The 8109-nt window shown below is 59.2% G+C and carries 6 protein-coding genes; 1 reads left to right on the top strand and 5 read right to left on the bottom strand.

Translation table 11 applies throughout. From position 1 onward, the window contains the following. Positions 1–145: 145 nt before the first annotated feature. From rtcA to GRI58_RS09770, 4 genes are all read right to left on the bottom strand, one after another. On the bottom strand, positions 146–1162 hold the full coding sequence (rtcA, locus tag GRI58_RS09785) for an RNA 3'-terminal phosphate cyclase (protein ID WP_160753402.1): 1017 nt from the start codon (positions 1160–1162) through the stop codon (positions 146–148). Next, positions 1159–1989: a nucleotidyltransferase domain-containing protein gene (locus tag GRI58_RS09780; protein ID WP_237452212.1), complete on the bottom strand. Its 831-nt coding sequence runs from the start codon at positions 1987–1989 to the stop codon at positions 1159–1161. The genes rtcA and GRI58_RS09780 overlap by 4 nt, the downstream gene beginning before the upstream one ends. Before the next feature lie 81 nt (positions 1990–2070). Further along, a complete protein-coding gene (locus GRI58_RS09775; RefSeq protein ID WP_160753400.1) occupies positions 2071–3297 on the bottom strand; it encodes an RtcB family protein in 1227 nt (408 codons plus the stop codon). An 861-nt stretch (positions 3298–4158) separates the two neighbouring features. After that, positions 4159–5718, bottom strand: coding sequence for a vWA domain-containing protein (locus GRI58_RS09770; protein ID WP_160753399.1), 1560 nt, complete (start codon positions 5716–5718; stop codon positions 4159–4161). Positions 5719–5986: 268 nt separating this feature from the next. On the opposite strand from GRI58_RS09770, the gene rtcR reads away from it, so the two are divergent. After that, complete coding sequence (gene rtcR / locus GRI58_RS09765; protein WP_160753398.1) at positions 5987–7573, top strand: RNA repair transcriptional activator RtcR; 1587 nt, start codon at positions 5987–5989, stop codon at positions 7571–7573. A 94-nt stretch (positions 7574–7667) separates the two neighbouring features. Here the strand turns inward: rtcR and GRI58_RS09760 are convergent, their stop codons facing one another. After that, positions 7668–8060 carry an MbcA/ParS/Xre antitoxin family protein gene (locus GRI58_RS09760; RefSeq protein ID WP_160753397.1) on the bottom strand — a complete coding sequence of 131 codons (393 nt, stop codon included), beginning with the start codon at positions 8058–8060 and terminating at the stop codon, positions 7668–7670. Between the last annotated feature and the right edge of the window lie 49 nt (positions 8061–8109).

The following is an 8109-nucleotide window of genomic DNA, read 5'->3' as shown; positions in this document are numbered from 1 at the left end:
GAAATTAGCCTTCCTCATCGTCGCCTCCTGTCCTCAAATTTAGGAAAGAAGACGTCCACAAATCTAGGGGCTATTCAGGGTCAGCTGCGCAATGGCAGCTTATCGCTGTTCTAAACCTGAAACGCGACATTCAGCAATCGGCCCACTAACTGACTTCTACTAGATGTGATCCTTCACTGGTTTCCGAGAAGCGAAAATCTCTGCCAGAAAATCGTTCGACTAGTGTCACGGCAGTTTTAGTGTGCTCACTGATTTTAACCGTAGTGAATGCTCCACCGCCGGCCATCGCAAATGGTAACAATAACTGGTCCTGTAGATAAGGTCCGGCAAAGGCTGGTGACGCCAGGTAGCCGGCCATGCGCTTCGCGGCTGTCTTCGACAAACGTTCAGCTGGCACGCCCAACTTCCCGAAGCCAGACATGACTTCGGTGACATGTTCGAATTCCGCCTTCATGAGCAGGGCGTTTCCTGGACCATTCTCTGCAGGAAGTTTCATAGGGGCAAAGGCTTCGTCAGGCCATTCCGCCAGCACCTTGCGCGCCGCATTCAGTTCGCGGTCAGCGATGTCAAATGGGATTCCTGCGACTAGTGCTTCTACTTTGCCCGCCTTGAACGCTCCGCGCTCAATGCATTCGATCTGGCGCAGGGGTGAGGGATCGATGTCCACGACAATGCGCCCGCCGCCGCGCGGGTAGAAGCCGTGACGCTCAAGCGTAATGGAAAGCTTCGGCCCCATCCGCTCCAAGATCGGCAGCAGCGTCTTTTGCAGGAATTCGAAAGGCGGCGCAGCCATTGCATGTGTTCCGCCCTCTATCACCAGCCGTGAAGGCGCATCGGCCAGCATCAGCGGCACCAGAACGGTCTGAAGCACCAGCCCGGTCGAACCGGCGGTGCCGACTGCGAAGTGGTATTCGCCCGGCGTCACGCTGCCCGGCCGAAAGGTCAGTTCACTTGCACCAACTGTAAGCCCGGAGCACTCCGCTCCGCCGATGGCGCAAGCTGCTTCCAGCGCGGTAACATGCTGGCGCATCATGCCCGGCTTGGCCCTGCCACCGCGAATTTTCCGGATAGTGAATGCCTCGCCTGTCAGCAGCGAAAGCGCTGCGGAATACCGCAGCACCTGTCCGCCACCTTCACCCTCGGAGCCGTCGATTGTGATCATTCTTTATCTACCAATTCAAGGAAGAGCGCTTCCGCTTCTTCCGCAAAGTTCGTGTTGTCGCTGCGATCTTGCACGTCGCCAGCGCGTTCAAGTTCGTCCACTACCAATCGTTCGATATCGGGCAGCCTTAGGGTGTTTCCCGCTTCGTTGGTTTGCGCCTTTCGGGCGATCAGTTCATTGACCTGATCCACCAGAATCCGATCCAAGTCAGCCGCCTGCATCAGCGGCACGATGCTCATCGGCGGGCGCCTTGACGGATCGAGGCGCAACGCACGTACAGACAACGCCGGTCGCAGCGCGTAGAAATAGCGCTTCACGGCGATCTCACCGTCTGGGCCCAGCCAGCGCTCCACTGTACCCTTGCCAAGGCTGGCGTAATGCAAAGCATAGCCGCGAGGATTGAAGTGGCAGCTGGCAAGGTCCGCCAACTTCTCCACCACCGGATCGTCAGCAATGTATCGGATCGGGCTTTCGATCCACTCTGACAGCACCGCATTGTGCTTGAGCATAAGGCCCAGCGCCTTGCGGATATCCCAGCCGTTCAGATCGATCTCATCGACAATGGGCCGCTCGACCACATCGCGGACCGGTTTAAGCGCAAGGTAATCACGGCGAGGCCGGATATAGACGAAGCGTACGTCATAGTCGCTGTCTGGTGACGGGAAGCCCCATGCGCGCGAACCGGATTCGACCGCCATCAGAAGGCGCACGCCATCCTCGCTCGCCACACGGGCGAGGCGGGCTTCGATATCGGCGCGAACTTCTGGAGCGATGGTGGTCATTGAAATTCCATTTCTTATTGATAGAATTTTGTCGCCCTTAGCCAAGCCGGGAGGCCAGACTTGGCAAGGGGATCAGCTGGGGCTGTGCGAGCAGCAGAAGGGTTTCTCCCGCCCGCCCAGCACCAACTAACCCTTCACGCACACCACCTGCTTCAAGGTATGGACGATCTCAACCAGATCGGCCTGCGCGGACATCACGGCTTCGATCGGCTTGTAGGCCTTGGGCGTTTCATCGATCACGCCCTCGTCCTTCCGGCATTCGACACCGGCGGTATCGGCGATATGCTCGTCGAGGCTCACCAGCTTCTTCGCCTGCGTCCGGGACATCACGCGCCCCGCGCCGTGCGAGCAGCTGTCGAAGCTCTCGGCATTGCCCAGCCCGCGCACGATGAAGCTTTTCGCCCCCATCGATCCGGGGATGATGCCCATCGTGCCTTTCGCGGCCCGCACAGCACCCTTGCGGGTGACGAGCACGTTTTCACCGAAGTGGTTCTCGCGCGTCACATAGTTGTGATGGCAGTTCACCGCTTCGCATTCAGCCTCGAACGGCTTGGCGATCTGGCTGCGCAGTGCGTCGAGCACATGCGTCATCATCACGCGCCGGTTAAGCGCCGCGAAGTCCTGCGCCCATTCGACCGCTTCGACATAATCGTCGAAATGGTCGGTCCCTTCCGGGAAATAGGCGAGGTCCTGATCAGGCAGGTTGATATGCCACTTGCGCATGTCCTGCTTGGCAAGTTCGATGAAAAACGTGCCGATCGCGTTACCCACACCGCGCGAGCCGGAGTGGAGCATGACCCACACCCGCTGCTCGGTATCGAGGCACAACTCGATAAAGTGGTTACCCGTACCGAGCGTTCCGAGGTGCATCAGGTTGTTGGTGTTCTTCAGCCGCGGGTACTTGGCGACGATTTGTCCGAACCGGACAGCGAGGCTAGCCCAGGCATCGACCACAGCCGGGGGCGGATCGCCCCACGAACCCTTGTCACGCTTGCCGCGACCAACGCTGCGACCATGCGGCACCGCCGCTTCGATCGCGGAGCGGATGCCCGCAAGGTTATCCGGCAAATCGCTGGCCATGAGAGAGGTACGCGCGGCCATCATGCCGCAACCGATATCCACGCCCACAGCAGCCGGGATAACGGCACCCTTGGTGGGAATTACCGAGCCAACGGTCGCGCCGATTCCCACATGCACGTCGGGCATGGCCGCAACATGCTTGAAGATAAACGGCATCTGCGCCGCCTTGGTCAGCTGCTCGCGCGCCTTGTCGTCTACGGGAACACCGCGGGTCCACATCTTGATCGGCGACGCGCCTTCCACGTCCTGATATTCATACGTCGTCTGGGTCATCGCGACCTCCTAATAGTATAGCGTGCTACCGCTTCGCTGCTTGAGCACAAGGTGCTGGCGACGAGTGTTGGCGAGACACCCTTTGCGATCTTGCGGATCGCTCAGGGGCGGAATCGAACCGCTCGGCCTTTCGGCCTTTACCGATGTAGTCCCGACCGGCATTCGCCAGCGCTGAATTTTCCGATGCGCTACCGCTTCACTACGTGAGCGCAGGGTGCTGGCGACGAGTGATTGATGAGACGTTTTACTGAGCTACTCCGGTTGCCCGGGGGCGGACTCGGACCGCCGACCTCCTGCTTTCGCAGGCGCTCTATCCATGTAGTCCCACCGGCATCCGCCAGCGATTTCTCTTTAGGTTCACGGCGACGACGTTTGGGCAAGACATTGCCCCAAAGGGGCGCCGCTCTGACCGCTAAGCTACAGGCCCGCATCTGGTGGACCTGGCGGGATTCGAACCCGCGCCTGCATCGTGACAGGATGTAGTCCTGACCCGGCATTCGCCGTGAATTTGGAAAAGGTCGTGACGACGAAGAAGTGTCGAGACTGACGGCCCTTAAGCTACAGTTCCATGCGGGATTTGAACCCGATCTCCCCGGCCCGTTGCCGAAGCCGGGGCGCTTTGCCCGACGGGGCCTGTTCATGGTGGATGTAGTCCCGGACGGCATTCGTCACGGCCCTTTCCAAAATCAATCTATTCGAAGGTCGCGGCGACGAGGGATAGAAAAGACGTGCCCTTTCGGGCCAGTGCTCTACCAAGCTGAGCTACTGCCGGTTTCCCGACAGGCGGGATTTGAACCCGCGACACCTGCATCCTGAGTGTAGTCCTTCCCGGCATTCGCCGCGACCTTGTATGTTCCTTTCTTAAATCTCCACTTCGTTGACGATCTCGACCCAATCCTTCGCATCGCCATTGGCGAAGCGTGCCATTGCGTCGAACACCGCATCGGTGAAACCACCGACATTCATGATGTCCTTGCGATCTTTCGCCTGCGTCGAGCCGTAAGGCTGGATGTCGATGCAGATCAGCTTCGCGCCCGGGTTACGGGCTTTCAGCTTGTTCCACTCCTTCATCGTCGCCGAAGCATCGCCATAGGACCATGGACGCGGCGCATCGAACCAGGACTCGTTGTCCGAGACGATCACGACAGTGTCGACCATCGCCTTCTCGCGGTTCAGCAAAGCAAGCGGGGCCGAGACATTCGTTCCTCCACCGCCGACCCCTGCCAGCTTGGCGGCATTCACCGCCACACGGGCCTTGGGATCAAGCTTGAGCGAGACCACGTCCACCTCGAACGGCAGCACGCGGACCTGCGAATTGCTCCGCAGCATCGCGACCGATACCAGCGCGGCGATGTCGATGCAGCGCACGACCGAAGTCGCACCCTTTCGGTAACCGGTTGCGGGCGAGCCCATCGAGCCCGACACGTCCGGACACACCACGACATTGCCTTCCAGCACCGGGACCTTCGCAAGCGACAGGTCCAGAGCCTTCTCAAGCGCGGCCTGCACCGCCAGCGGAACGCCGTCACCAACCTGCGTCAGCGCCGTCATCAACTGGTAGGGCATCGGCTTGACCCGTGCGATGGCATCGGGATCGGCCAGCCGGGCAGCAACCATCTCGGTCACTCCGTCGATCTGGAAGACACCCTTACGCGCCAGCGTGTTCAAGTTCATCCGGAGCGCCTGCCACCCGATACGCTCGGCCAGCACGGCCCACTGCTTTGCTGTCAGCTCGAAGGCAGTCAGCCATTCAAAGGGCACATCGGGCAAGGGCCGCGAACGGTCCGCCTTCCACGCCTCGAACTCGGCGATCTCCTTCGGCAGCGCCGCGACATCATAGGGCTTGCCGATCAGCCAGCCATAGAAGGCACGCCGCTCGGCCGAGGCCGGAGCCGGGTGAACCATCTTGACGATATCCGCCAGGCTCGGATCATTACCAGTTGCCGCCTGCATCAGCTGGCGGGTCGAGGCATTTTCCAGCCATTCGCGCACCAGCCGTTTCGGCCGCGAGCCAAGCGACGTCCGCCCAGTCTGACCCGAACGCATGATCTGCACGAAGTTGCGCAGCATGCGGCCGTTATCGATCACGCGCTTGAACACCGGGACCATTAGGTCCGGATCGGACATCGACAGCACTGCGGTCAGCAATGCTGGCATATCCTTCATCGCGCCCGACTGGCGAGCATAGATCGCACACTTGGCTACCCATTCAGCGTCCACCGCCCAGGCTGCTTCGAGCGCCTTGGCAAACTGGTCCTGCGCATCGGCATAGAAACCGTCCGACAACGTGCCGGTTGCGGCTAGCTGCGCGAGCAGGGCTTCGGGGCCATAGGCATAAGCGTTGCCACCTGCCTGGTTCACCGTGTTCGTGCGCGGCAGGAACTTCGCCAGCGCCGAGGAAAAAAGCGTCTTGTTGGCCATAGTCCAACTCCATCATGAAACTTCATCGGGCTTTGGGCGGCCGGCCCATTCCGGCCGCCCATTTCCCGCGTCTCGCCGGGTGTTCGACTTACCCGACGGTTTGGATAGAGCATGAGGCGTGCCAAATTTGAGCCTCGCAGCGGAAAGTCCATATAAGTATCTGTAATAAAATGTTATATGTAGGGCCGTGATTTTCATCAGCAGCATACGGGGTCGTACAAAACATATTCACTTGTATCGTATCTGATAAAAATTTATCAAAAGAGGCATGAAGCCTACTACTGTCATTGGTTTCCTTGGCTCGACACTCGATGCCGCGAAGTTCGGTCCGTCACGTTGGAACAAGTGGCGGCCCACGGTCAGCATCTGCATGCAGGAAGATCTGCGAGTGGATCGCTTCGTGCTGATCCATGGCAGCTATCACCGACGCCTCGCCGAATTCGTGATGCAGGATATTCGGGACGTTTCGCCCGAGACCGAAGTCATCCCTCACGTCTTGGACTTCGAGGACGCATGGGACTTCGAGGAGGTCTACGGAAAGCTGCTCGATTTCGCGCGTGAGTTCGAATTCGATCCGGACACTCACGATTACCTGATCCACATTACCACCGGCACCCATGTGGCTCAGATCTGCCTCTTCCTGCTGACCGAGGCGCGCTATCTGCCCGGCATGCTGTTGCAGACACAGCCTCACAAGGGAGCGCCGCAGCCGATCGGCACCTGGGCCTCGATTGATCTCGACCTTTCGCGTTACGATTCCATCGCCAGCCGCTTTGCCGAAGCGAGCGCGGAAAGCACCAGCTTCCTCAAAAGCGGGATCGAGACCCGGAACGCGGCCTTCAACCGCATGATCGAAGAGATCGAACAGGTGGCCGTGCGAAGCCGCGCGCCGATCCTGCTGATGGGGCCGACCGGCGCAGGTAAAAGCCAGCTCGCGCGCAAGGTCTACGAGCTCAAGAAACTGCGCCACCAGGTCGAAGGTCCATTCGTGGAGGTCAACTGCGCAACCCTGAAGGGCGACAGCGCCATGTCCGCGCTGTTCGGTCACAAGAAAGGTGCCTTTACCGGTGCCGTCCAGGACCGACCTGGCCTGCTCAAGAGTGCCGACAAGGGCTTATTGTTCCTGGACGAGATTGGCGAGCTAGGGCTGGACGAGCAGGCTATGATCCTGCGCGCCATAGAGGAGGGGCGTTTCCTTCCGGTCGGCGCAGACAGCGAAGCCAATAGCGAATTCCAGCTGATCGCTGGCACCAACCGCAACCTCATGGACGAAGTTGCCGCCGGGAATTTCCGCGAAGACCTGTTTGCAAGGCTCAACCTGTGGACTTTCGCGCTGCCCGGTTTGGCCGAGCGGCGCGAGGACATCGCTCCTAATCTCGATTACGAACTTGAACGTTTCGCAGAGAGCGAGGGCACGCGCGTTACGTTCAACAAGGAAGCGCGCGAGCGCTATCTCGCTTTCGCCGAGAGCCCATCTGCACGGTGGCAAGGCAACTTCCGTGACCTTGCCGCTAGCGTTACTCGTATGGCCACACTCTGCCCGACCGGCAGGATCGACCGCGAGGCGGTGGACTTCGAAACGAGCCGACTTGCGCGGCTTTGGTCCGGTGACAAAGCGGAATACGACAGCCTCACCGACCTCCTCGGAAAGGATCGGGTCGCAGCGATTGACCCATTCGATCGGGTTCAATTGGACTATGTGGTTGAGGTGTGTCGGCGATCGTCCAGCCTGTCGGATGCAGGCCGGACCCTCTTTGCCGCATCACGCGAACAGCGCAGGTCGACCAACGATTCCGACCGGCTCAGGAAGTACCTCGCCAAGTTTGGATTGGAGTGGACTATTCTCACACGGTAGTTGTGTCAGCTTTCCGATACAGGACAAGTGAAGCCGGACAGCGAGATAAGCGCACAGCTTCGACTCAAGCGCAGCCGTTCCCCGCAATGGAATATCATATCAGCTGCGCATCAAGGTACCGGCGTACAAATTGCAAATCTTCGACTTTGCCGGACAGGATTCGGTCAAGGGCACTGGTCCCATCAAATCCCGGAGCGGAATTCGGACGCCGCACCCACTCATCCGCGTACTGCTTTTGCGGAATTAGGATATGGAGCGCTTTATATATTCCCAGAATATAGCTGATCCGAGTGCGAGTTTCGAAAGATAGGGTTGAACCCTCTCCTTCCTTCCATCGTTTTAAAACGGCCAAGTCCGAAATTCCGAGGATTGTCGCTTCTTCGACGTCCGTTAGTTTCCATGCGTTCGAGATGTTGAAGAAAGTTCTTAGCGCTGGGCCGCTGAGGCGATCTCGCTGTTCTACGGTTGTGTAATCTTTCGGGCGCATTCGAAAATTCTTTCATATACCTGTGATCATTCTCCTCGAGCCCACTCCA

Origin of the sequence: Qipengyuania algicida (assembly GCF_009828025.1) — a bacterium.
GTDB classification, from domain to species: domain Bacteria; phylum Pseudomonadota; class Alphaproteobacteria; order Sphingomonadales; family Sphingomonadaceae; genus Qipengyuania; species Qipengyuania algicida.
This window is presented reverse-complemented; position numbering and strand designations above follow the sequence as displayed.